Genomic DNA, 24,246 nt, shown 5'->3' on the forward strand with positions numbered 1-24,246 from the left:
GCTTTCAATTCTATCTAACAGATTCTTGGTAGGCGCAATTACGTTTATTAGCCAACTGAACGCCTTTCAATTCTATCTAACAGATTCAGCTAAGCAACCGCAACAACAACAACAAAGCACACTTGCCTTTCAATTCTATCTAACAGATTCACTACCTTTGGCAGGAGTTATACGAGAAGAAACTAACTTTCAATTCTATCTAACAGATTCAAAAACAATCGAAGAGGACATAGAAAACTTAAGAGAACTTTCAATTCTATCTAACAGATTCGGATCCCCAGCGTTGACATATACGAAACGAACTCGTCCTTTCAATTCTATCTAACAGATTCCGAAGACAAAAGTAAGCAAGATGAAATAGCGGATTTCTTTCAATTCTATCTAACAGATTCAATTTATCGCTGGCCAATACTCTTAAAGATCATGGCTTCTTTCAATTCTATCTAACAGATTCAAGCGTTATATTTGAGCTTACTATAGTAGCGTTCACATCTTTCAATTCTATCTAACAGATTCCAGAGGGTAAGATAAACGAGGGGCTGATCGCCCTATCTTTCAATTCTATCTAACAGATTCTGCACTATTTGTAGCGTTCATTCTTATTATTTATAATGGCGTATTATCAATAAAAGCTTTTCGCCCTCGCTCGAAAAAATCGCGAAAGGACCATCAATTCCCAGAAATTTCTGGGAAATTATAATTAAAAGTATATAATAATTTAACAAATAAGTTATTCATTTATAATGCCCTCTGCTTTGATGGAATAACATGTTGAAATTATATATAGCATTTTGTCTGAATTTTGCATTTATAAGGGGTTTAAATACTTCCCGAAATAGCTCGGGAAAAAATTACGAATCGCGAGACAGCTTCAGAAAAGCATGATTTTTCACAGGTATTTCCGGGATTTTTTTACTATCTCAACTTTCATACAAAAAAATTTGCAATTCTAAATAATGTTTCGATGATGCAGATGCTCTTTTCTCTGGTGAAGGATGTTCCCAAGAGGCTGTATTGGCTCAGGAGCAATGATCCTGTTCCCGAGGACTTGAGAGGATGGAGCTATCATACCTACCCGGTCAGGCCCAGAGCCTATTTCGGATTGGGGGTGAGCGAAGTAGCGTACAAGTACTGTGAAACCTTCAGAGATCTGTGGATGCGGAGGAAGGAGTATGTCAGGGGGGAAGTGCTCGAGAGCTCTCCTCTTTACATGGGAAAACTCATCCATTCGCTCATGAACTATGCTTTCAGGGATGCTTCAGAAATAGTGAGCAGAAATCTCGGTCCTCTGGAATCCATTAGAAGGGCTCAGGAGCTGTCCAGAAAAAGGGCCTCTGAGCTCACGAAGAGCTATTATAGGAAGGCTATGGAATTCTACATGACTATGGTGCTCTCGGCGATCAGCACACTCTGGATACAGCAATCTCTGACTAACGATCCTCTCTCTTACATATCGATCAAGACCGAATTCGTCATCGATGGTACGCCTGTAGGTTTGAGCAACACTCTGAGGGTCGATGCATATCACGAAGGAGGAGTGATAATCGAGTACAAGCTGGGAAATCCAGATCCTTTGCTGACTGAGAGGCATTCTGTCGGACTCGCAGGATATGCTCTCGCCATCGAGAGCTCTCTCGACATCCCAATAGACTACGGCGCAATCGTCTATATCAGCGAACTTTCCAGGAGACCATCGATAAAGGTCTTTCCCGTTTACATCTCATCCCTATATCGCAAAAAGTTCTTGGAGAACAGGGACGAAGCGATAGAGGTTCTCATGAGGGCAACACCGCCTCCGAGAAGCGGCAACTGCTATCAGTACTGCCCCTTCTTCAAGGCGTGCAACGGAGGGGAGAGGAGTTGAGGCTGCTTGTTATAACCGGCTATGGGAAAAGACTCTCTGTCGAAGGAAAGGTCTTCAAGATTGAAGATAGGAATAAGAGCTCTTCGAAGGTAAATCCAGCAGATATTGAGAGCATAGTAATTGAATCGAGTGGAGTGAGCATAACTTCCGCAGCAATAGAGCTCGCCTCGATGGCCGGAATACCCATATTTATAATCAGAGGAAGGGGATCCCCCACCGTGATATCTCCGATATACTCCGTGAAGACCGCTGAGACCAGAAGGAAACAGTACTCTGCTACGACGGGAAAATCCGGCTGCACCCTCGCCAAGAGCCTCGTCAGATCTAAGATATCGAACCAGGCTGAGTGCCTGAGAAATCTGAACCGATACTTCAACGATGAAGATGTGAGGAAGGAGGTGGAAAAGCTCAGGGAAAACTCGAAGAGGGCGCAGGAGCTTCAGTGCTCGGAAAATTGGAGTTCTCAACTGAGACAGATCGAATCGAGCGCCGCGAGGGCTTACTGGGGGAGCTTGGCAGTATTCCTCCCAGAATCTATCGGCTTCGATGGAAGAGATGTGGATTCGGGAGATGCGTTCAATTGCTCTCTGAACTACATCTATGCTCTCCTATACAGTGAATGTTTCAAGAAGCTATCGATAGCTGGTCTTGATCCTTACGGAGGGATATATCACGTCGATAAGGCGGGAAGGATGAGCTTAGTCTACGACTTCTCCGATCCGGTTAAGCCATTTCTCGATTACAGCCTAACTAAGGAGAGACAACTCCTCCTCAACATCAAGGTCTCAGATGGAGTCCTGGATGAAGATGCCAGAAAGAATATAATTCTTCTGTACGATGGGGCGAGGAAATCTAAAGTCAGAATCTACGACAAGACGAGCGTAACTTTTCAGGAAGCCCTCACATCTTTTGCCTTCAATCTAGCTGAGAGCTTCAGAAAAAGCGAGGAGGCCAGGATGGATATGTCGATGAAGTGGTGATCTTTGGGCTTCTATATAATCGTCTATGACATAGGAGATCAGGGCAAGAGACAGAGGGTCGTGGAGATCCTTGAAAAGTGGGGGCTGAGAAGAATACAGAGGAGCGCGTTCGTGGGATACGTGCAGGAGGGAAGAGCGAAGGATATCGCGAGAGAGATAGAGATGACGATCGATTTGGAGAAAGATGTGGTCCACATAGTCCAAATAGAGAGGAAAGAATGGAATCGGGCTATTGTGGTGGGAACGAGCAAATGGAGCGCCGGATCTCCCGAAGGATCGGTGGTCTTGAGATGAAAGAGCTGAAGGGCAGCATAAGCTTGAGCCTAATAAGGAACCTACCATATTGCGAGAGAATGGTCTGGTTCAAGTTAAACTCAGATATAGAGGAACCTCCAACCCCCTCGATGATTCTATCGAGCGAGAGGCACAGGGATCTCAAGAGAATCGCGGAGAGCCTCATGCTACCTCAGCCCATGCAATTCAACAAGAAGCTATGCCATCCTCAAATTCCCGTCTGCGGTTCGCCCGACATCATTTCTGGGGAAGAGAGGAAGATCATAGTCGAGTACAAGCATTTTTCCAGGGAGAGAGGCGACTTCCAAGACTTCAGAGCCCAGCTGCTGACATACGGCTGGTTAGTTCAAGAAGTGGAGGGGAGAGTCTGGAAGCTAGTCCTCATGGTGGGAAGAGAAGTTGTCTGGGAGCAGGAATACAGTTACGAACTTCACATCAGCGCGAGGCATCTCGTAGAAAGACTCCTGAAGATTTTGGACTCTCCTACACCTCCAAGCGCGAGCTATGGGGGAAAGTGCTCATACTGCTTCTTCAAGTCAGTATGCTCCTCTTCCAACCAGCCTGCCGAAATTTTATGACTTCTTTTCCAATAATTCTCTACTTTCTTCGCTGAGGAGGGCGGCTGCCTCTCCCCAGGGAGTGAGCTTCAGCGGGCTCCTCCCCTTCCTCTCTACCAGTCCGAGCTTTTTCAGGTAAGATATCCTGTTCACCACGGTCTTCTCTCCGCAGCCAGTAGCCTTAGCGATGTCCTTTACGCTCATGTTTCCCGAGTTCAACACGGCTCGGAGAAGCTGGGAGTCCTTCGTGCCTAGTCTGCTCATGAGGAATTGGATGAAACCCTCCGGTATCTCCAGGTCCGAATCTGTCCCCCTCTATGCTCGTCTCAACGGAGAAAGATCTCTTCATGCTGAACAGGGCAAGCATCAGCATGACCGTGATCCCCCTGAGCCCTCCACCAGCTTCAACGACAATTCTCCTGTCTCCGCAGACCTCCCTTATCTTCTGTGCTATCGCTGGGATGCCCTTCCACGGTTCAGCGGGATCGATCCTGAGGGTCTGCATGTTCTCTTCCTTCACCCCAGCCTTGCTGGCGTAGAGCTTGAACTCCTTCACCGCCTTCTCTGATGCGGGGATGGAGGGACCGGAGATCACGAGGATCCTATCCGCCGTCTTTACCCCTCTATCGGCAATCCTCCTCAGTCCTATATCCGAATGGAACCCTAGAGTGACGATGAGACAAACCTCCAATTGAACCACCTTTATCCCGCGCACCGTGCATATTTCATATGGCTCATTATTAATGATTTGCCTTCCGTACTAAAGAGTTTCCCTAACTATCATGTCCAAGAACGCTAAGTCGTCAGCCCTTTCGGGACCTTTCAACTTGAGATTGGGTATACCTGTACCCAGCTCGCCGATCCTCCCGAGCTCGAAGGAAAAGGTCCTTTCAGCCATGCTCAGCTTGAACCCCTTGCACTGGAAAGCTAGGTTCAGAAAGAAGCTGTAGAGCTCCTCCGCGCAGAATTTCCTTCCCTCTTCGAGAAATGGAGCTCTCATCAGAACTTCATCTCCCCTCAAGACGTTGCTCACTGCTAGGCTCAGCCTGACGTCTGAGGTGAGGAAGCAGACCTTCTTCCTCTCGTCGAGCAACTTCTTCAGGGAGTTGATTATCTCAACGTCTCCCTTCAGCATCCTATCCATAGTGGGAATGGTCTTATTCAGGGCTGTGGCTCTGATCACCCCAAGCAGCTTCTTCCTCCCGAGAGAGGTCTCCTTCTCCTCCAGCGCCTGGGGGAGCAGCTCTGCCCAGATTGGCTTCATTATCTCCACATACTTGTACTGGGACTTCAGATAGTCGAAGATCCTACCATGGATGAAGACGTTGGTGTCGGGGACTATGATCCCCCCTTCGCTTACGCACTTAGAGAGTTTAGAGTAGACCTCCTCCTTGTTCTCCAGCTCCAGAGAGCTCGAGAGAACCTCCTCGAAGGTTTCCAAATCTCCAGAGCCAAAGGAGCTGTAGCTCTTCAGGATGAGGCTTTCCTCTGTGAACTCGAACTCGGCCCTTCCACCGCATGCTTCTATGGAGAACTCGTTAGCTCCAGACTGAGAGTACAGGTTCACGATAGCTTGTATTGTTTCTGGAGCTACCTTCTGTAAATGCTCCTGAGGGTCAGAGATGTGAACTTCCTTGAGCTTCGATGCATCTAATTTCAAGAGATTGAGCTCTGGATAGAGCTCGATGAACTTGAAGGACCACTTCGGCATATAGCCGAAGAACTTGTACCCATATTTCTTCTCCTCCTCTATGTAGAGGTACCTCGCCCTGCAGCTCCTGGAGACTAGGCATTTCTGGAGGAGGACAGAAGCATATATCTTCCTACCAGGTGTAATGTCCAGGATCGTATCTTCCGGTATCTCGAGACGGGCCCAGGACCTCGGGTCTCTCCCCAGAACCCTCAAGCTCAGCTTCGCTCCCAGAGCTCGGGAGATCTTCTCGATGATTTCCAGCATCTCTTCCGGTTCCTGCTCCGATGTCAAAATGATCTCCTCGAACTTCTCTCCAGTCGCGATCTCGTATCCGAGCGTCCCCAGGAGAACCTGCCTGCTGGGAGAATAGGGTATGATGAGCTTCATTGAAAGTACCAATATAGTTCTAGTAAAGCCAAATAGTTAAAGTTATATTTCAGAAATTCTTTTTTGAGCCGCGCAAAAGAGTGTGTTTCGCGATTCGCAATATTTCCCGAGCTATTTCGGGAAGTATTTAAACCCCTTATAAATGCAAAATTCAGACAAAATGCTATATATAATTTCAACATGTTATTCCATCAAAGCAGAGGGCATTATAAATGAATAACTTATTTGTTAAATTATTATATACTTTTAATTATAATTTCCCAGAAATTTCTGGGAATTGATGGTCCTTTCGCGATTTTTTCGAGCGAGGGCGAAAAGCTTTTATTGATAATACGCCATTATAAATAATAAGAATGAACGCTACAAATAGTGCAGAATCTGTTAGATAGAATTGAAAGTGAGGATGACTACATTGTAGTGCCTCCACAGAGACAGCGAATCTGTTAGATAGAATTGAAAGTGTCAACTTCAAGCTGAATTACTTGCTGCTGATCGCTGAATCTGTTAGATAGAATTGAAAGTTTGTGCCACTTTTTGCGATCGGCGCGATTGTGCTAAATGAATCTGTTAGATAGAATTGAAAGAAATCCGCTATTTCATCTTGCTTACTTTTGTCTTCGGAATCTGTTAGATAGAATTGAAAGGACGAGTTCGTTTCGTATATGTCAACGCTGGGGATCCGAATCTGTTAGATAGAATTGAAAGTTCTCTTAAGTTTTCTATGTCCTCTTCGATTGTTTTTGAATCTGTTAGATAGAATTGAAAGTTAGTTTCTTCTCGTATAACTCCTGCCAAAGGTAGTGAATCTGTTAGATAGAATTGAAAGGCAAGTGTGCTTTGTTGTTGTTGTTGCGGTTGCTTAGCTGAATCTGTTAGATAGAATTGAAAGGCGTTCAGTTGGCTAATAAACGTAATTGCGCCTACCAAGAATCTGTTAGATAGAATTGAAAGCTCCAATGCCTGGGGCACTAGAGTTATTATTATTATGAATCTGTTAGATAGAATTGAAAGTAATAACGAGGCCTTCGTTCTCGAGCTGTTTCAAATGAATCTGTTAGATAGAATTGAAAGACTCCTAGCCCAATATCAATTAATGCAAGTTCTGTAGAGAATCTGTTAGATAGAATTGAAAGTATAACATGCATCTTATCACCTAAGCTATCATCTTCCTGGAATCTGTTAGATAGAATTGAAAGGCTTTAGATATCTCGTGTTCCTTCAGATAGTATTTAAGAATCTGTTAGATAGAATTGAAAGCTTGTTATTTTTCCTTGGCTAACGAGACTGTCTAAGTGAATCTGTTAGATAGAATTGAAAGTTAGACACGGCGAGACGCAGATAATACCCTGGACCGGAGAATCTGTTAGATAGAATTGAAAGTATCGTGCATAACGAGTTTAAAGAGTGAGTACCAATCGAGAATCTGTTAGATAGAATTGAAAAGCGATTCCGAAAAAGATATATAGTTTATAGCTAAATAGAAGTTTAGGAGAACTGCCTTGAGCGAGAAAAAGTACCATGTAATTGTAACCGTAGGGACAAGCATACTCAGGAACACCTCTTCGGAGGATACGGAAAGAGCCTGCAGCGATCCGAAAAGCCAAAAGTGCCTTGAATTTCTGGTCAAGAAGCTGAATTTTGATCCGAGTAAGGTGAGCGCAGAAGTAAACTCCATGCGAACATATCTGAATGAGAAAGAGCGGAAAATAGCTAGCGTGACTCTTCTGGCGAGCGATACGGATGAGGGGAAAGTGTGCGCGGAGGCCCTCCGAAGCTTCTTCGAAGATCGTGAAATAAAGGCGGAAGTGATGGTCGTAGAAAAGTTAGGTAAAGCCTTCGAAGTGGGTACTTCGAACCTTATGGATGCGATAGCGAAGGCAGTCGCAACTGCAAGAAAGGAGGGGCTCGAAATCATCTTGAACTTGACAGGTGGATATAAGGCCGAATCGGCCATCGCCTACGTTTCAGCGCTCCTCCTCAGCGTTGATAAGGTCTTATACATTCACGAGACCCTGAGGGTCCCAGTGGAATTGCCCGCCCTCCCGTTATCTATAAAGGGAGAAGAGCTCGATAGGCTCAGTAGGCTCACCGAGCTGAACCCTTATTGCAAAGATTGGCTCGAAGCAGGGTTCAACGTCAGAGAGATCGAGGACCTCGTTGACAAAGGTCTTGTGGAGATGGATGGAGGAAAGTGCAAAGTGAGGGATATAGTGAAGGAAATCCTGAAAATATATGAAAGTTAAAAAATGTTCAATTCTTGAAGTTTATGTTTTTATAGGGATGAAGCTCACTTCGACTACTCCATATCCTGTCATAGTTTTCGCTCCCAAACCAAGCGGGAACTCTCTGAAATTCTTGAAGGCTCCTACGAACTTTGTGAGTGCCTGTTTTTCCTGCTCGTCAAGCTCATCGCATACAGCTGAGAACGCTCTGAATGTAACCCCGCTGGGAACAGTCAGGAAGAGAATTGGGTTGGGTTTACTTTCATGTTCGCCAATCCCATAATCAACTTCCCTTTTGCCAATCTTATGATCAGATTCCCTGTAGTGAGGTGTGATAACATCTGCTTCAAATAATCCATTTTGCGCTTTCACTGGATAAGCATCGAAGATCGAGAGGATCCCCGGATGCTTTCCCTCTTCCCCCTCGCTTTTGCCGAACAGAAGCGAAATATTGTTATGCGAAATATCGTTATTATTGAGGGACAGTTGCATTCTCAGAGCTCCTCGTAGCGAAGAAGCGGGAATGAATGGAACATTCATGTAAGGATCGATGGCCAACCCTAAATTGAGGGGCATATATGGGTATTTCATCGAAACTATAAACCTGCTCTTCGTCTCTATCTCGAGCGAATATACTCTTGGACATGCCTCTTTGAGTCCATTTTCTACATCTTTTAAGTATTCATTAACAAGATTCAGGTCAGTTTTTTCTCTGCTTTTTAGTTGTTGTATATGCTTGACAATTTTCCCGTAAAATTGGGTTAATTCTACTTCGCCAGATTTTTCGCTCGTAACCTCATAATATTCCAATATGGAGCGAACTATTGAGGAGTACAGGTTTCTGTTTACGAGGCTCTTGAAACGTTCGTTCAAGATATCGTGCATATTTCTTTCCTCTACCCCTTCTTGTTCTCTACTTCTATCAAAACCACTCCCTTGCTTCCTCATATTACCATCTCTACTTCTATTATGGTGCGGTGATCTACTTTCATCCCATTTCATATTATTTCAACCTCCGTGGCCAGATCCTTGTTATTTTGTATTTAGTCGAACAGTAGGCTTTCAAGCAATTCTCGAATGTTTTTTTAGCATCCCCAATCTGCTGCGAATCGATTTGTTTCCCATTTATCATGATATCAGGCCAGTCAGCTGATGCGAGAACCGTCAAGAATGCACCATTTCCAAATATCTTGTTATCGTGAGCTGATAATATGACCGGGGATGGTCTTCTCCATTCTTCAGATTTCCCTCCTTCCTTCTCTTCTTTATATTTCCCTTTTCGTGGTATCCCCAGGAACCAATCGTATTCCTTTAAATTAGAACATATTTTAGGGAAGTTTCTTTCTCGTGACCTCATACTCAAATTGAATAAATTATGGAGATCCTTAAATACATCAAAAGCCTTCTTACTCTCATCCCTAGCCTCAACATGATAAATTGAGGTAATATCCTCGTGATTTTTTGAGAGGCAAGGGAAGTTCGGAAGGTTTTTATCTATTGATTTTTTCGTGCATTGAGGATCTTTAATTGAATCCAGATTTCTGAAATGTTCGTAGGTCTTATCTACTAAATCCTCAACCTTCAAACTAAGTTCATTTATTCTCTTTCCATTTATTTCAGGCTGTTTCTCTATTTCTATAATATCGAGGCTACCAAGACCTCTTCTTCCTCCCTTACCTATCCCCATTAACATAATGGCTGATAAGAAAGATAGTACCGCTGCCGCTTTTTTATTAGAATCACTTTCTGTAGAAAATAAAGAAATAGTGTAAAATCTAGACTGCGGTAAATATAGTTCTAAAGTCCTCTCAACCCCACCTTTCCCCCTTCTCTTTAAGATCACTTTTTCCGCATTATTAGGTTCTAGACTCTCAGGCCTACCACCCAAAAGTAACACGATCCTCTGAAGCTCCTTTAAATCCGTTTTATTTATACTCGCCTTTTTGAAATTCGTAGGTTCAAAAGTTTCATTTACTCTTATAATGTACTTCGAAGGCATGGCGCTTTTACCACCTATGTTTACCCCAGCATATCCAAGCCCAAGATCCTTTCCAACGATTTTAACGAGATCAGAAGGTAAAGGGTTGCAGCCTCTATCATATAAAACACCACAGGCAAAGGCTCTAGCCCACCAGCGCCATATACCTTTGAGCTCAGTTGGTCTCAATCCAATCGGATCCACTATGTTCGGTTCATACCAGCCCACTAAGAGAGGGGTAAAGTTTGTGACCTTCAGCCTCAGTATCTCCTCTATCAATGCTGTTCACTCTCCGGTTCCGGTAGATATGCTTCTGAGAACCTCTTTATGAGCTCAGATATTATGAGGGCTTTCTCAGAAAGCGGGGGATAAGACGATGCCATCTTCAAGAAATCCTTAAGATTCGTGTTCTCTCCAACGATTCTCTGCCTTTTTAATAGATACATGAGTATGAGCAAATAGCTTCCATACCCAAAATCCGGCGACTCACATTTTTTCTCCTGCCCATCATCAGTAACAATTAATTTTTTTTCTAGATTCTTCAACAATATATCCCTATCTGGGCTTTTCGATAGTTCATTAGCCATTTTGGGAAAGCAATCCTTAGATTTCGCTAAGTATGTCACAGTGAATAGAGCTAGTCCGCTGGTGAAGATTTCGGTGGGAGCGTCCCTAGCCCTAGACCTCAGGGCCTTCAAGTATTCCTTAACATCTTTATCTTTGCTTTCAGCGACTTTACTGAGGTAGTCGAATATCTCGATGAGCTCCTCCATCAACCTCACATTTGGGTCTTTCAGCTCGTATGCATTACCCATTTCCTTCACCTTAAATATCAAGCAGATAGATTTCAGCCAGTCCTCTTCCCACAGACTCCTTACCGCCGATGAAAAGGTAGAATGGATTCTTCTCCACCAAATTTTTGAGTTTGCTCAGGTCGCTCTCATTTACGACCAATGCTGATAGCATGAGGGTCTCAGATGGCAGAAGCTCCTCGCTCCACAGGCCACCCTCCTTCACCACCTTTTCATCACCTTTTAACCGAATCCTGTACTGTATTACTATGCTTTTGTTTATTATCGCCCTGCTCTTCGATTCCTCGTCAGTGACGAGACAGATGCCTCTTTCTTCTATCCTTTTGATTAGTTTCTCAATTTTTTCGTTCTTTATCGAAGATATCTTATTTATGAGTGTATTGATCATATTGAATTCCGTTGGATTACTCTTTGCGGTGAGGTCAAAGATTTCGTTCAATGTGATTTTTCCATCTTCCAGAAGATAATCTTTATTGACTATCACATCAACTTTCTCGATGGGTTCATGAGCTCCAGCATTTCCCACAGTGCTAGACCCTTTAGACTCTACTCCCGTATCTAACTTGAACCCTGCGAGCTCTGCGTATGGCTCGAGCCTCTCAATAACTTGCTTTGAAGTAACGTATGTCCAGACTTTTTTATAGGTCCTCGCAGGTATGAGAAAAAGCCTCGCATCCAGAACCCTCAATTTCGAAGGTTTTTCATCATCACCAAACAGCTCTTTGATGAATTTTTCATCTTTGCCATATATCCTGTTGAACTGCGATTTTATCGCTCCCTTCAGGCTAGTTCCCCATATGATGGGGAAGCCGAACTCGTCTCTCTGCACTGAGAGATCGACGTGCTCTCCTTCACCGACTCCTACATGCAAAGGCGTAATGGCCCTTATTAATAGGAGAAGGGCCTTTTCCCTATTATAATTTAATCCCATTATTCTCTCACCTCTTTTTTAAATTTAATGTTAAAAAAAGTTTGTAAGAAATATGAAAAAATAAAATTGAAGCTCAGTCCTGACAAAGCTCATCACCAACCTTCAACAGTGATGCGAAACCCAGAGAGTAGAGTACCTTCAGAACTTTGGAATTGTTGCTTCCATGTTTATCAGAGACCTCCAGCAAAGTGCCCTGGGGAAGTGCTAGAATCTGCGGCCTCCTGCTCTTATATACTTCGGAGAATCCGAGCCCCATCCTCACTACCTTGACCTTGCAGCTTCTCTCGTCGCATATGCCACGGACTGAGGAGGGACCTCCGAATGGCTCCAATCCCGTAACTTCGCTAATATGAGAGGAGTTTCCGTGCTTCGGTATGAGCGGTATTGGAGAGAGAGCAAGGTAGCACCCTTGCTCGAGATTCGAAAGTGGGGAGAACATGGCGCTGAAGATAGAATCCTCTTCTTTGCTTCGGTTGATCTCCAGGAAAGCTATCCCACCTTCGCCTCCAAACCTTATTGCCCTTTTCTGTTGAATGTTCCCCGATCCTTGACATCCCGTTAGCTTGTAGACGTAGTTCGGCAGGACTGGTCTCTTTTTCTCATTTTCGACCATCTCGTACACAGATACCAAGTATCTGTAGTGCATGCCAGACCTTCCGACTTTCTCTTCACTTTGGTTATAGCCCCTCTTCAGGGAGACCCCGACTCTTCTCTCTGTTCCATGAATCAGTTTGGCTTTATTCTGATCTCCAATAACAGCAATTTTCTTCACATTATCGTATTGAACGGGGAGAAAGACCCCCTCTCCAATTGGGACAAAATACCTACCCTCTGTTTCCAGAAGGGGTCCTGTGATGCTGAAAGGTATCCCGCAGGGCTCGGTGAGCTTTTCATTCAGCTTCTCTGAAAGCTTATCTAAGCCTAGCAACTTGCTGCTCTCATTTGTTGGAATGGTGATTCCCAAGGCATCTCCCAATGTTCCCGCTACCGTGGTGGGAGGCGGTATCTCCCAGACGCTGTGGGATGCTATGTAGTCGGGAGAGCTGAAAGGCCTCCTCGAGAATATAGGATTCGTGATGGGTTTTATTCTGAGGATCATTTTGGCAGATCCCTCATGATTTTTATCGATTTGAATATGTGATAGAGAAGGGCGAGGTTCTCATATGAATCCCCAACCATACCTTCCGTTGCCTTAGAGTTAACAGCGGTGAAAGCATTCGCATCTTCGAGCGATCGCATCAGTTCATTGACCATTTCATCTTTTCTCTTGGTTGAGATATTCCTCTTGAACACGTATCCGTTGAGCTTTTTCAGAGCATTTCTTTTCTTATCATTATCGGGGTTCCATAATTCCGATGGAACTTGGTCGAAGGCGTCTTCGGGGAGGTTACCTGAGAGCATTCCGAGTAGCCTCAGCATCCACAGCCTCCCCAATGCTCCAACATGGACTTCATCGATGACGAGCTCTATATCTCTATCTTTCCTCAACGAAAACGGGAGGAGAGATATGTTCTTATCGGAGCTGTCACTCATCACGATGGTGTCCTTCGCCACCCTCTTGCCGTTCAAGCTCCATGAGCTCTCTTTGGCTTCATTTTCTAAGAGCTCCCCTGCCTCTGCTATTTCCTCTCCCGTTAAGTCCTTTATCTTAGCGAACCTCAAGGAGGCGCTCCTTCCCGTAGGCAAGAGAGATGAGACAGGGATCGAAGCTTCCCGTAATGGTAAATTGTAGTCCTTCTCGCTTTCCTCTCTCTGGTCTCCTCTGATTCTCAAGATAGCGAATCTATCTTTCCCTTCATTCCAGTACCAGAAGGATTTTCTGAGCTCAGCTACTGCCTTGATAGATGTCTCAATTGGAAGCAGGGCATTGAGGTCATCTCCTCCAGCGTAAATTGGGAAGCCCTCATTCATCCTGATGAGCATAGTATCTCTCAAGGCCTGGAGCATCAGAGATGTGGATATGTGCATGTAGTAGCTTGGAGAGACTATGATGCCCTCAAATTCTTTGTATTGAGAATGCATGCCTTCCCTGATCTTGATGGTTTTCTCTAGGATTTCAGCGTTTTCCATCGCCTTCTTCTCAACTTCCTCTATTTTCACTCTCTGCTCTCCCGAAGCGTTTTTCTTCATGCTGTCATATAGCATCTTGACGTACTCGCTCAGCTTCATCGTTCTCATCTTTCCATCATCGGTGAACATCTCAGAGTAGAGGGGGAGCTTGCCAGAGACGATTCTTCCTATGAAGTCGCCGTCCATTCTAAGTATGGCATAGTATCTCCTCAGCCTCAGCATCGCCTCGAAGAGCGAGAGGGCTCTATCCAACCGCACATCTTTCTCATTCTCCTCATCCTTATTCTCCTCACGATTCAGGTATTCTTCAAATAGCCTTCCGAGGTCCTTTCCAAAGTGTTTTGAGACCATTTCAGCGAGTTTGCCCATGTCCTCTTCATTAGCGAGAAACTTCTCCTTCTTGAGCTCTTCTTTAAGATTCCTCAGAGCATCTTCTAGCATATTTATGAACTTCTCCTCTTCATCTATTCCAAGTTTATTGGCTGCTTTCTCGAAGCCTTCATACCTCTCTTTCCCCAAATGGGAGAAAGTCTCAGAAAAAACGAGGGAAAGAGCCTCCCTAATTTTATCGTTATCCAACTGGACGTTTGTTTTTACCCCCTCTCTCTGATCTTCAACGACTTTGATGAAGTTCTGCAGCAGTTTTTCCCTTAAATCGAACTCCTTTATGAACAGATCTAGTGATCTTAGGACCAACCTATCCGTGGACTCGAATCCAAGTTTTTCTCTTTTTTCTAAGTAGAGCAGCCTTCTCAAAAGGCAGTAAGGACCTAGCGCCTCGCCTGGCTTAATGATTGAAGGGAGATCTTCCAGTTCGCTCCTGGAAACTCCAGTGATCTCGAGAATTTTCTCGAGATCTTCTTCTTTATATTTAGCAACGTCATTCTTGAATTCTTTGCCCAGCTTTATGGCCGGCTCCTCACCACAGAGGGAGCACTGGACCCAGCTCTTGAACTTCATCTTATCAACATCTACTTTATCAGAATCGTAAACTGGAACTATGGAATCACCATTATCATCGAGGACCCAGAATGCTTTCGGGATGGGATCTAGCCTGTAGGTTGGGCTCTTGTCCAATAGGAAGATCAGGACGTTCCAAAGGAGGGGGCTGATCTCCCCTTCCTTGCTGAGAAGAGCTGAGCTCTGACCTCCTTCGACCTTCCAGCCGATTTTTTCCAAATACTTATTTAAGTTCTTGTTGACCTCATCGACATTGACGACTTTTATTCTTGGGTAGAATGGGGGTTCTTCAATAACTTTTTCCCCAAACTGCTTTATCATCTCCCTCAGAGCTTTCTTCATCCTATCTCCATTGGAGTAGAAGCCCGCTTCTTCCAGTATTTCTTTCCAGGCTTCCCTGAACCAAACCTTGACGAGGTCAGCAACGTCCTCCTCTCTCTCTATGTATTTTACGCTTCCATCTTTGTCCTCTATGTAAAACATCTTCGGGAGGATGAACCTGATCTTCTCGGGTATCATTGGGGTGATCTCAGCTAGTTCGAACAGATCGTTGCCACTGAAAGATTCATATGGTGATATCATTTTCATGAGCTCGTTTGTAGATTTCTTTAAAATGTCGACCAGGTTTTTCTTCTTCAGATCTTGTTTTCCCAGTTTCTCGGCCTCATTAGATAAACTGACGAGCAAGTAGGGATTCAGCCTAGGTGAAGGAGATATCAGTACATCAGGACCAAATGCCTTTATAGCCCTCCATACCGTCCTCCAGGATAGGTTTGATATAATCCAGCTCGCAGCCCAAAAATCTCCGAGCTTCCTCGAATGAGAGATAAAGCTCTGAACTCCTGGGATATCGACGGAAACCACGAAGCCCTTTGGGACATCCGTTACTCCATTGTTATCGTAGAAGAAGTTCGATGCGGATGCCGTTGCGTAGAGGTGGTCGAAGACCGTGTGCGTGGGGAACCTCGTATCCGCTAAGCTGGGAGGTAACCCCAATTCGTACCACTTTATTTCGTACAGAGCAAATAGAGTTGAATATGCGAGCCAAGTTGATTTCCTATCTTGTGGATTACCCGCTGCCATGGAAACTGCTTTATTGAGCTCTTCGGCCCATCTTTGGACAAGTTCATCCATCGTTTTTCTGTCGGGGAATTTCAGCTCTATGCTCTCGTCTGGCTTGAAAATATTATGGAGCCTGTAGTAATCGAGATATCCTCCCTCATGGAATTTCTCGACCCCATGGAGGATGAGTCTGTCGAAAGAGCTAGCCAGCCGGTCCGCATTTCGCTTGAGCCTTTCCTCATCTCCAATGCTCCCCTTGGCGAAGCTGCTCAAGACTTCATCTTGGAGCACTTTCCCTATCCTTTCATGCCCCTCCTTGAGCACAACCATCTTATGAGGGGGATCATGGAACAGGAGCTTCGCTTTGAGCTTGTAGAAAATGTTCAGATGGTTCCCTTTCGAATTGTTCTCTTCCATGAAGTATCACTACGCTTTGGCAAAAATAGTTACAATCATATAGTTCATAATGGAAGAACATATATATATGCATTTTTGATATAAGATATTGAAATTCATGACTATTTCTGGGATGACCATGAGTAACCATGGCTCGAAAGATCAAGAACTTATAATAGCTACTTGGGGAGCTCCTTGGGTATGGAGAAAAACGAAGTATGTACTTCATGAGGAAGGAGTTAGTGAGTCGGTTGAATCATGTTCGAGCGTTTTCGCGCTAGCTAAGAAGCATAAAAATGCGAAAGTGATAATAGTTGGAGCAGATAGCCTGCTGGATTACGAGCAAAGACAAAATGGAAGAGGCGACGATCAAATCTGCAGAGACATATTCTATGAAGTCGCGGATAAACTTGGAATTGAGCCCTTATCCAAGTCTATGGAGAAATATAGCAGCTATGAAGAAATCATCTTGGATGCTAAGAAGCTGATCAGTGAAACAGCTAAGAGGATGAGTCCAGAAGGCTTGATGCTGAACAATATGGAAGCGATCATCATGCCAATGCTTGGGAAGCCCTCTGAGGTCACTTTCAACGGAGGGCCAAGGGATCCCTTTTCTGTCCTCTTATTCGAACTCTTCAAGATAACAAAAGATAGTTCATTTGGGAAGATATACCTCGATCTGAGTCAAGGAGTCAACTATATGCCATCCCTCCTCCTACAGGCAGCGAAGATGCTAGCCTCGCTGAGCCTCTTTGATCCATCGATAGATACCAAAGATGTTGTAGAGATAAAGGCTTTCAATTCCGAGCCTGCCCGAAAATTGAGTGAGATCGCTCTTCACGAGATTTATTGGGAAAATGTGGGAACGATTCAGGTCCCCTTAGGCTTAGGAGATAGCAGAGAGATCAAAGTTTTGGACAGAAGAATTGAGATAAAGGGGGATGATGGCGAAAAGGCCGTAGACAGCTTGAAAAAGTTCAACGAAAAATACGATAAGATTAAGGGATCCGTGAGCAAAGTCCTCAAGAGCTTGAGGTACCCAGTTCCTCTTCTCCTCAGGTATAGCTGCTCTACGATAGAGGATTATAGGGAATTCCTCAATGCCCTCGATGATGCGTTCTCACTGTGGAAAGAGAATACCGTCATCAATAGCGACGGCAAAAGGATCGAGAGGAGGTTGGAGCTGAACTACTGGGGATTATATTCTTACTCATTGTCCTACAAAGCGTGCTCCCAAATCAAAGATTCAGTAAGACAAAATGCCGATGGATCGACGAAGCCGCAGAACTCCAATGACGTCATCATGTACTTGGATGAATTTGATAAAAAAATCGCGAGGAAAATCTATAGAAGAGTGAGCAGAGCTTTCGAACCGATAATAACAAACGAAGTGAGCAATATAGATAAAAAGATAGAAGAAAAGGGTGAAGTCTTGAATAAAGGAGAGTGCCTAGAACTGGATGAGCTTTTCGAGAAAGAAGGAGATTCTGAGGAGAAAGGATCCAGTGCTTCGAAAGGAACCAGGGAACCGGATAGAAGAATCGTCATAGCCCATGCAGGACTTCAGAGAGAATATGTAGAAGTTTGCCGTGAAAAAGGGGGTGGAAGAATATACCTTAGGTACATAGCTGACAGTCCAGAGAGAATTTTGAAAATCCTAGAGTAGCTTTTTTTAAACCCTTTCATCTTTGCTTGATAGCTTCTGATTTCGTCATGAGGCATTACAAATGAATAACTTATTTGTTAAATTGCTATATACTTTTAAATATAACTTTCAAAAAATTTTTGGGATTCGATAATATTTCTGCATCTCTTTAATAAGCGCTACAAGTAGTGCTGAATTTGCTAGATGGAATTGAAAGGATTTTCTGCGTTAAAAATACCTCTCTCTCGATCAAATCAACGAAGCTCCACATCAGTAATGGTATTCAATAGATATCGTCACAGCCGTGCCTAGCAGTATTGAAGGGTTATGGATGGTTATGTAAGTCTCACCTGGAAGCACAGGTACAATGAACGTCCCGCTTGAAGACTCCTTCTGGAGTGGATATCTTGAGAAGTAGCTCCCCCCTGGAAACTGCTGGGAGAAGTTGCCCCCTATCAGGATATAGACCGGGCTCGTTGAGGAGTATGAGATTTTCAAGTAACCAGCATAAGGTAGGGTGTAGTTCATAGTTACCTGCCCCATGGAAGGTATGGCTATTGCCCTGTTCGTTTCCAGTGTTTCGCTGTACTTCAAGCTTACTATATTGGAGAACCTGTTCTCTTCATGATAGCTCCATAGGAAAGCTCCAATGAAAAGTAGCATCAAGATCAGAAGGATGGATATGGCTTTAGAAGATCCTTTTTCTCTCACCTTTGCTTTCGATTTCAGTTGACATTTTCTCTCCTTCTCCATAACTTAGCTATATCTATTATTAATACTTTACCAGTTGTTTGAAATACAAGAGCTCAGCTTTCATATGAATCGGGACTTTGGCTTTGCTGATTCAAGCTGAAGAATTTTTCGAGTCAAGATTCTCGGTTCACCTGGCATCGATCGCATGTTCTAGAATGGGAACAAGGATATTGTCTTTAAGGATAAACTTTTATATATCATATTATTAGATTCGAAGTGTTCAGGTGTTTCTACATGTCTTCTGATAGGGAGAGAATCGAAGCCCTCTTGAAAAAAGCAGAGGAAATTTCCGGAGAGTCGAAGAGGACCGACTACAAGATGCCGATAATTCTCCCATTCATCCCAGCGATTCTCGCAGTCATAGCCATGATACTCATGTTGTTCGGCTTCTTCTATTACTTCCCGAACCCAGGTCACATCTATTATGCAGTCTCAATTTACCAGGATATTCCCCCAAATGGAATGGTAATTTATCCTTTCAGGGAGATCGGCTATGGGATACTTTTGATTGCCGTGCTGATGTATTTCTATGTCGTCTATAAATGGATCAAGAGGAGGAACGATCACTTCGCTAGGACTCTTTCCTTCTATGAGAACATAGCGGAAGCGGCTGACATCCTGAAGTTCAAGAGAGCATACTCGATAAAGTCCAGGTTCAATGAGCTGAAGGAAGTCGACAGCAACACGAAGAGCGCTATAGCCAACGCGATCCTCATAATCGTGCCCTTCTACATCTTCTACGTGTTCCACTTCCTCAACAAGGATTTCTACAAGCACTCGGAGAAGGAGAAGCTGCTGCTGAGCGAGCTGTTCGATGAGATCAAGGAAAAAATCCCCTCTTTCACCAGGAAAGCTGAGGAGTTCGCCATTGTCCCAGACAGGAGCACGTTCCTGTACATAATCCTCTATTTGATATCTTCGGGGCTCTTTGGAATATACTGGGTCTACACTCTCACGAACGATCCGAACAAGCACTTCGAGAGCCACGAGCTGATCGAGAAAGAGCTCATCACGGCGCTGAGGGAGATTTCCTCAAAGCAGTAGATTTTTTCCTTCGAAATCTCCTTCGCAGGATGAATTCCAGGCTCCTTCTGTTCAACGCTGAAAAACTTCTGGACTTCAGTCACGGCTCGGCGATTTCACCATTGGGTGAAATGTGAGCTTTTCCGATATCAGCAAGGCTCTATGGTGCTCGGCGGCTTAGAAGTCACCGCATATGTAACCATCGTCACGTTCTCAACTGAGCTCGTGATCTTTTTGACCATCTCATCTAAGACTTCATAGGGCACTCTGAAATAGTCGGCTGTCATTCCATCCACGCTCTCCACGATCCTTATCGTCACTATGTAGCCGTGGCTCCTCGCATCGCCTTCACTCCAACCCATCTATCCTCTCCAACCGTGGTGAAGGTCTGCCAAACCCTCTCGTAGAGCCCGTGCTTCTTCAGAACATCCTCGACTATCTTGGAGGATCTTCTCACGACCTCCAGCTTTTCCCTCGTGAACCTTTCGATCACCTGCACCACGAGACCTGGACCTGGAAAGGGGTGACTCTCGATCAGGCTCTCGGGAAAAGTGTAGTTTCCGAAGGGCATATAGCTGAGAGATCATACAAGTTTTCACGATGGCTCTATTTACTCTAAAAATAATATCATCTTTTTTATCATGCTTTCAATGGATCGGTGCTGAAAGGGCAAAAACCAAGGCTGCTATCGATGGTATGAGAGCGCTCTTCAGCTTTCCCAGGGCGAGCTTCTCCGCAACTATGCCATAGGTTAAAGCGCTCACGTAAGCAATTGCGATCTGGCTCGGGAATAAGGTACCTCCGAGATTCAGCATCATTGCGCTCATTATCGGGGAAAAAAGAGAAGTCCCGAATACTATAGCTAAGACCTGTGTGAACTTTTTGAGTGAGCGCTCGCTCTCATGTATGAAATCAACGAGGAGCTGGAAGATGTTGGGATCGCAGTCCCCTGCGCTCTTGAAGAAATGCCTCGCCTCGTCCATGAAAACCACTATCCAGGGCTTCACACTCTTCCTCCTTTCCCTTTCCATCGTTTCGCCCCTGTAGAGGAGCAGGCTCCTCCAAACCCTCACGTGGTTCAGCATGTCCTCTGCGATTTCATCGACGCTCGAGGCGAAGACAGCTCTGAGCGTTGAGATGAATCCAGGGAGGCTGAGGATAAGGGCGATGAGAGAGAGCTCAAAAACTAGCCTTCTGAACTCCTGGGCATTGCCGTTGATCGCAAGGATCATCGCTGGAAGGAAGAGAAGGGACCCTGCAGAGAATGCGATTAGGTTCAGCGCTCTTTCCACATCCTTCCTGAAGATCACCCTCATTGCTAGAGGGTAATCGGGGATCATGCTGAGCAATAGTGGGAAAAATGCCAGAGCTCCCCAGGCGAACGCATATGTTGAGTTGGATGGAGCGTTCGATGAGCCTTCAGTCAGGCTGAAGCTCTGGAGAGCGAAGAATCCAGTGATCATGCTCGGAGCCATGCCCAAGAGTGCGATCAGAAGCAGAGCGAGCATGATCCTCGACTGGATGCTCTTTTCGAGCTCCACCTGAGCATTCTTCACCATATCATTTGCTCGATCTCTGAGCATGTACAGTGCAGTCCCCGAGCTCAAGCTGGAAGCGTATTCGTTCAGGAGCTGCCTCGCTCTTCCTCCCAAAATGTTCGAGATGTAGTGGAATGCTTCGTTGTTCCCGAACAATTCTGAAAGCTGGACGAACCTCTCTCCTATTGCCTTGATCCCCTTCATCGCCTTCGAATTAGCGGAGAACTTGAGGTACTCGGAGAGCTCCAGACCCGTCTTAGAAACAGAGGCTGAAGCGATCAGCAAAAAGGCGAATTCCTGCTCCACATTCTTCCTCAAGCTCTGTATCGAGAAGGCTGTGTTCAGGATTTTGAAGATGAGGAGCAGGGGTAACGCTAGAATGAGGAGAGCCGTCATCAGATCGATATTTCCAAAAGCGAGATAGAAAGCGAGGAGAAGCGCGGAGGAAAAGAGGGATGAATAGAAGGTTAGCCCAACTTCCTTCCTTGCATTCCTGTACTTCCTCAGATTTGGGTCGCTCACTGCTATCAAATGCATGTATTTCTCCTCAAGGCTCTTGAGCAAGCTCAAAGGGATCGACCTTCCAGGAGATTTTCGAACATCTTGCTTTCCTCCTCATCCTTCACCTTTCTGTTCAGGGCTTGGAAAGGCTTCTCCAACCTCATCTCGAGCTCCTCGATCTTCTCCGATCTCGAGATGAGCGTCTCGAGGGAGATTTCCATCCCGTCCTTATCCCTGTCCCAGATGGTCTTCGAAACTACATTCTGAGACAGCGGATCGTACTTCAGCTCTGCCAAGAGCTTGAGCTGTCTCCTCGGTTTATCTCCGAAGCCCATTATTGCGACGAAATGGAACATGCCAACTTGAGATGGAGCTAGGTTTATCGGAGGGCTCATGAGCCTCGTGGAGACTTCTTCAGGGGAAGAACCGTGGAAGCTAGTCAGAGCTCCCAATCCCACCATCATGGCTTGCGCTAAAACTCGTGCTTCCTGCCCCCTCGTCTCCCCAACTACAATCAACCTCGTTCCTGAAGCCCTGAGAGAAGCTTTTGCTAGATCGAATAGATCCACCTTCACCGAACCGAGCTCGAAGGTAGTATAGCGTGTCCATGGGGATCCTTGAGGAGGATCGATCTCGCCAGTGTCCTCTATGACCATGACCTTCCATGTTTTTGGAACGGAATGGTAGAGTAGGGAACGCATGACCGTAGTTTTCCCAGAGCCTGGAGGTCCTGCAACTATGACAGATCCCCTGGCATTGAGGACGAGCCTCAGCAGCTCAGCAACTGCTCTTGGCATGACCTTCATCTCTATGTACTGCTCGATGCTCGGAGGCATAGGGAGTCTCTTCCTGATGACGATCTCTGGTCTCTGATGGGAGACCGTTGGGAAGACGAGGTGGACTCTGTGTCCTCCGTCCTTTGGGGGGAGCTGCGAATCTAGGATGGGGTTGGAAGTCGATATGAAAGTATTGCACTTCGTTGCTATGACCTGCTGCATCATGACAATTTCTTCGTTTGAATTGAAAATGATATTCGTGGGGACGAAGTCCTGCTCAGGCCTGAGCATTTCAACGAGAGAATGCCTCACCCATATTTGCCCAGGTCCTTCAACGCTCAAGTCCAAGATATAGGGATCATCGAGGATGGCTTGCAACTTCCCGTAGCCAACGGCGTTCCTCAGCACATAGATAGCATCGGGGATCCTCTCCCTCTCTATCTTCAATACTGCAGAGATGATATCTGCAATGTCGTTCCCCCTCTTCATCAGCAGGATAATTTCCTCCAGCTTCTCTTCAATTCTCTGCCTTAGATCCTCGACGTTCTTCAGGGGCTTCACTACATAAGCGAAGTTGCTCCCGCTCTCGACGATGCTGACTCTGAAAGCGCCAATGTCGTAGCTGGAGACTGAGTTCCCCGCGATCTCGGGGAAGCTATGGGAGGAGCTCAGGAGCCTCAGCTTCTTCTCCCTCTTCTCGAAGAACTCTTTCAGCTTCCCAAAGAGCTCTGAGCCCCTTGTCCTCTCTTCCAAAGCTTCCCCCCGTATAGAAGAAGGATTTTAAAAAATGTTGGGTTCTGAGAGGGTCTTTCCATGCAGAGAAGCTCCTCAACCTCCCCCTATTGCAGTTATCCACTGAGACTGCAATGAAATTGGTTCCTGGACCCGGACGTTGATCTGCTTCACAGCCACCCCGCTCCCAGCATTGACAGTTATCACGTAGATCTGGTCGCTCTTCGCTGATATCGTGTTAGGAAGAGCGGGGGTTATCCCCGTTGCAGAGAAGGAAAGAGCTGTACCGTTGCTCAGAATTACCTGGACCTGGTTCACGGCGAGGTTGCCCTGCAGGTTGTTCCTGACGTCCAGAGAGATGACATATCCGCTGAAGGTCGTTTGGACGCTGTAGCTAGCTGTAGCCATATCTATGTTAGTCATCCTGCTTTGTTGCGTTGACAGCCACCCCCTCAGTGCGAATACGGCAACGACAGCGATGAGGAGCAGGGCCATTACGGAAACGATCTCGCTGATTCCCCTCTCCTTTCCTTTCCTCGACCTTCTCTCACCCTTTTCCTCTGGAATACCTTCGCCTTCCTGGGACATTCTATTCCCCATAGATATAACAGCTGGTTTATAAAGCGTCAAGATATGAGGCCTGCTATCAGGGCTGAGTAGAAAGCCATTATTAATGCCCCGATTATAGCCCCTATCAAGAGCTTCTTCCCGCTCTCCGTGTTTCCCAAGACGAAGTGAATTGCCCCTGCTATAAAGCCCCCTGCAACAGCTATCCACCCAAGCCACATCAACCAGCTCAGCAAAGTCTGTATCGCTCCCGAGATGCCGGGAGGAGGAGAAGGTGTTATGCTTATGGGAACTGTTTCAGCTTTTGCCTCCATTCCAAAAAGAGAAGCAATGAAAGCATATATGCCTTTTCCGGGCATTTCATCCCCCAAAAAATGGGGGAGCATTTAAAAAGTGACGTCCAAGGACCTTCGATCTTTTCAGAAATTAGAACATTCAACGAGATAGAGCAGTTTCGAACTTTCGTGGGGGCAAAAAAAGTCTAACTAATATATGCGATAGCGGA

The 24,246-nt window shown here is 45.4% G+C and carries 21 protein-coding genes, 1 pseudogene and 2 CRISPR repeat arrays (1 of these 24 running past the window's edge); of the genes and pseudogenes, 7 read left to right on the forward strand and 15 right to left on the reverse strand.

Annotation, left to right across the window (positions count from 1 at the left end; all coding sequences use genetic code 11):
* Positions 1 to 576: a CRISPR direct-repeat array (repeat unit 24 nt; unit sequence CTTTCAATTCTATCTAACAGATTC); it begins 486 nt to the left of the window's first position.
* Between the two features lie 388 nt (positions 577 to 964).
* Genes cas4a through cas4 form a run of 4 tightly spaced genes read left to right on the forward strand, consistent with a single transcriptional unit; the run spans position 965 to position 3,716 of the window.
* Positions 965 to 1,864, forward strand: a complete 900-nt coding sequence (gene cas4a / locus FFONT_RS00290; protein ID WP_014557209.1) for a type I-A CRISPR-associated protein Cas4/Csa1 — start codon at positions 965 to 967, stop codon at positions 1,862 to 1,864.
* A complete protein-coding gene (cas1, locus tag FFONT_RS00295) occupies positions 1,861 to 2,844 on the forward strand; it encodes a CRISPR-associated endonuclease Cas1 (RefSeq protein ID WP_014557210.1) in 984 nt (327 codons plus the stop codon). The genes cas4a and cas1 overlap by 4 nt, the downstream gene beginning before the upstream one ends.
* A gap of 3 nt (positions 2,845 to 2,847) precedes the next feature.
* Positions 2,848 to 3,138: a CRISPR-associated endonuclease Cas2 gene (gene cas2 / locus FFONT_RS00300; RefSeq protein WP_014557211.1), complete on the forward strand. Its 291-nt coding sequence runs from the start codon at positions 2,848 to 2,850 to the stop codon at positions 3,136 to 3,138.
* On the forward strand, positions 3,135 to 3,716 hold the full coding sequence (cas4, locus tag FFONT_RS00305) for a CRISPR-associated protein Cas4 (RefSeq protein WP_014557212.1): 582 nt from the start codon (positions 3,135 to 3,137) through the stop codon (positions 3,714 to 3,716). Before cas2 ends, cas4 begins: the two co-directional genes overlap by 4 nt.
* Here the strand turns inward: cas4 and FFONT_RS00310 are convergent.
* From FFONT_RS00310 to FFONT_RS00320, 3 genes are read right to left on the reverse strand one after another with little or no spacing between them, the layout of a single operon-like run.
* Positions 3,711 to 3,914, reverse strand: coding sequence for a helix-turn-helix domain-containing protein (locus tag FFONT_RS00310; protein ID WP_158308270.1), 204 nt, complete (start codon positions 3,912 to 3,914; stop codon positions 3,711 to 3,713). The genes cas4 and FFONT_RS00310 overlap by 6 nt on opposite strands.
* The gene (locus FFONT_RS07260; RefSeq protein WP_014557214.1) at positions 3,877 to 4,410 is read right to left on the reverse strand and encodes a hypothetical protein; all 534 of its coding nucleotides are present in this window, start codon (positions 4,408 to 4,410) and stop codon (positions 3,877 to 3,879) included. The genes FFONT_RS00310 and FFONT_RS07260 overlap by 38 nt, the downstream gene beginning before the upstream one ends.
* A gap of 45 nt (positions 4,411 to 4,455) precedes the next feature.
* Positions 4,456 to 5,775, reverse strand: a complete 1,320-nt coding sequence (locus tag FFONT_RS00320) for a hypothetical protein (protein ID WP_014557215.1) — start codon at positions 5,773 to 5,775, stop codon at positions 4,456 to 4,458.
* Between the two features lie 374 nt (positions 5,776 to 6,149).
* Positions 6,150 to 7,218: direct repeats of the CRISPR family, unit length 24 nt; unit sequence GAATCTGTTAGATAGAATTGAAAG.
* A gap of 56 nt (positions 7,219 to 7,274) precedes the next feature.
* Between FFONT_RS00320 and FFONT_RS00325 the strand changes: the two genes are divergently transcribed.
* The gene (locus FFONT_RS00325; protein ID WP_014557217.1) at positions 7,275 to 8,018 is read left to right on the forward strand and encodes a putative CRISPR-associated protein; all 744 of its coding nucleotides are present in this window, start codon (positions 7,275 to 7,277) and stop codon (positions 8,016 to 8,018) included.
* Between the two features lie 21 nt (positions 8,019 to 8,039).
* Here FFONT_RS00325 and cmr6 read toward each other — a convergent pair whose 3' ends face one another.
* From cmr6 to cas10, 6 genes are all read right to left on the reverse strand, one after another.
* Positions 8,040 to 8,999 carry a type III-B CRISPR module RAMP protein Cmr6 gene (cmr6, locus tag FFONT_RS00330; RefSeq protein ID WP_148683431.1) on the reverse strand — a complete coding sequence of 320 codons (960 nt, stop codon included), beginning with the start codon at positions 8,997 to 8,999 and terminating at the stop codon, positions 8,040 to 8,042.
* Position 9,000: 1 nt separating this feature from the next.
* The gene (locus FFONT_RS00335) at positions 9,001 to 10,254 is read right to left on the reverse strand and encodes an RAMP superfamily CRISPR-associated protein (protein WP_014557219.1); all 1,254 of its coding nucleotides are present in this window, start codon (positions 10,252 to 10,254) and stop codon (positions 9,001 to 9,003) included.
* The gene (cmr5, locus tag FFONT_RS00340) at positions 10,251 to 10,790 is read right to left on the reverse strand and encodes a type III-B CRISPR module-associated protein Cmr5 (RefSeq protein ID WP_148683432.1); all 540 of its coding nucleotides are present in this window, start codon (positions 10,788 to 10,790) and stop codon (positions 10,251 to 10,253) included. The genes FFONT_RS00335 and cmr5 overlap by 4 nt, the downstream gene beginning before the upstream one ends.
* A gap of 10 nt (positions 10,791 to 10,800) precedes the next feature.
* Entirely contained in the window at positions 10,801 to 11,718 is a 918-nt protein-coding gene (gene cmr4, locus FFONT_RS00345; protein WP_014557221.1) for a type III-B CRISPR module RAMP protein Cmr4, read from the reverse strand.
* A 73-nt stretch (positions 11,719 to 11,791) separates the two neighbouring features.
* Positions 11,792 to 12,694, reverse strand: a complete 903-nt coding sequence (locus FFONT_RS00350) for a hypothetical protein (protein ID WP_148683433.1) — start codon at positions 12,692 to 12,694, stop codon at positions 11,792 to 11,794.
* 119 nt (positions 12,695 to 12,813) lie between these two features.
* Positions 12,814 to 16,227: a type III-B CRISPR-associated protein Cas10/Cmr2 gene (gene cas10, locus FFONT_RS00355; RefSeq protein ID WP_014557223.1), complete on the reverse strand. Its 3,414-nt coding sequence runs from the start codon at positions 16,225 to 16,227 to the stop codon at positions 12,814 to 12,816.
* A 118-nt stretch (positions 16,228 to 16,345) separates the two neighbouring features.
* On the opposite strand from cas10, the gene csx1 reads away from it, so the two are divergent.
* Positions 16,346 to 17,872, forward strand: coding sequence for a CRISPR-associated CARF protein Csx1 (gene csx1 / locus FFONT_RS00360; RefSeq protein ID WP_158308272.1), 1,527 nt, complete (start codon positions 16,346 to 16,348; stop codon positions 17,870 to 17,872).
* 249 nt (positions 17,873 to 18,121) lie between these two features.
* On the opposite strand, the gene FFONT_RS00365 is transcribed toward csx1, so the two are convergent.
* Positions 18,122 to 18,604, reverse strand: coding sequence for a hypothetical protein (locus FFONT_RS00365; RefSeq protein ID WP_014557225.1), 483 nt, complete (start codon positions 18,602 to 18,604; stop codon positions 18,122 to 18,124).
* A 234-nt stretch (positions 18,605 to 18,838) separates the two neighbouring features.
* On the opposite strand from FFONT_RS00365, the gene FFONT_RS00370 reads away from it, so the two are divergent.
* Positions 18,839 to 19,648, forward strand: a complete 810-nt coding sequence (locus FFONT_RS00370) for a DUF4234 domain-containing protein (RefSeq protein ID WP_014557226.1) — start codon at positions 18,839 to 18,841, stop codon at positions 19,646 to 19,648.
* Positions 19,649 to 19,776: 128 nt separating this feature from the next.
* On the opposite strand, the pseudogene FFONT_RS07265 reads toward FFONT_RS00370, so the two are convergent.
* The 5 genes and pseudogenes from FFONT_RS07265 to FFONT_RS00395 all read right to left on the reverse strand — a co-directional run.
* Positions 19,777 to 20,174: pseudogene (locus FFONT_RS07265) on the reverse strand (GMP synthase (glutamine-hydrolyzing)); the annotation flags it as partial.
* Between the two features lie 100 nt (positions 20,175 to 20,274).
* Positions 20,275 to 21,735 (reverse strand): hypothetical protein, encoded by a 1,461-nt coding sequence (locus FFONT_RS00380; RefSeq protein ID WP_014557227.1) that lies wholly within the window; start codon positions 21,733 to 21,735, stop codon positions 20,275 to 20,277.
* Entirely contained in the window at positions 21,732 to 23,195 is a 1,464-nt protein-coding gene (locus FFONT_RS00385; RefSeq protein ID WP_014557228.1) for a type II/IV secretion system ATPase subunit, read from the reverse strand. Before FFONT_RS00385 ends, FFONT_RS00380 begins: the two co-directional genes overlap by 4 nt.
* Before the next feature lie 75 nt (positions 23,196 to 23,270).
* The gene (locus FFONT_RS00390) at positions 23,271 to 23,762 is read right to left on the reverse strand and encodes a hypothetical protein (RefSeq protein ID WP_014557229.1); all 492 of its coding nucleotides are present in this window, start codon (positions 23,760 to 23,762) and stop codon (positions 23,271 to 23,273) included.
* 38 nt (positions 23,763 to 23,800) lie between these two features.
* Positions 23,801 to 24,100, reverse strand: coding sequence for a hypothetical protein (locus FFONT_RS00395; RefSeq protein ID WP_148683435.1), 300 nt, complete (start codon positions 24,098 to 24,100; stop codon positions 23,801 to 23,803).
* Positions 24,101 to 24,246: the final 146 nt, after the last annotated feature.

It is taken from the genome of Fervidicoccus fontis Kam940, from assembly GCF_000258425.1.
In the GTDB taxonomy this organism is placed as follows: domain Archaea; phylum Thermoproteota; class Thermoprotei_A; order Sulfolobales; family Fervidicoccaceae; genus Fervidicoccus; species Fervidicoccus fontis.